This is a genomic window from Escherichia sp. AM3, assembly GCF_032029835.1.
GTDB lineage: Bacteria > Pseudomonadota > Gammaproteobacteria > Enterobacterales > Enterobacteriaceae > Escherichia > Escherichia coli.
The window spans coordinates 1-242 of record NZ_JAVUPQ010001259.1 but is presented as its reverse complement, the minus strand read 5'-3'; the positions used below and the strand labels follow the sequence as shown (position 1 = coordinate 242).

Genomic DNA, 242 nt, shown 5'->3' with positions numbered 1-242 from the left:
ACAGCCTCGTGGTGCGCCTCCTTGCCTCCCCTTCTCCGCCGCCGGCGGGTTACCCGGTGTACAGCAACCGGGGCGCGTGCGGCATTGACGGCCTGATCTCCACTGCCGCTGGCGTACAGCGGGCCAGCGCGAAATCCACGCTGGCGATTGTGGGGGATCTCTCAGCCCTCTACGATCTCAACGCGCTGGCGCTCCTGCGTCGGGCGTCGGCCCCGTTCGTGCTGATTGTTGTGAACAATAAC

The 242-nt window shown here is 66.1% G+C and carries 1 protein-coding gene; it reads left to right on the top strand.

Annotation, left to right across the window (positions count from 1 at the left end; all coding sequences use genetic code 11):
- A partial coding sequence (locus RTW80_RS30565) for a thiamine pyrophosphate-dependent enzyme (protein WP_312721999.1) occupies positions 1-242 on the top strand: 242 nt, incomplete at both ends.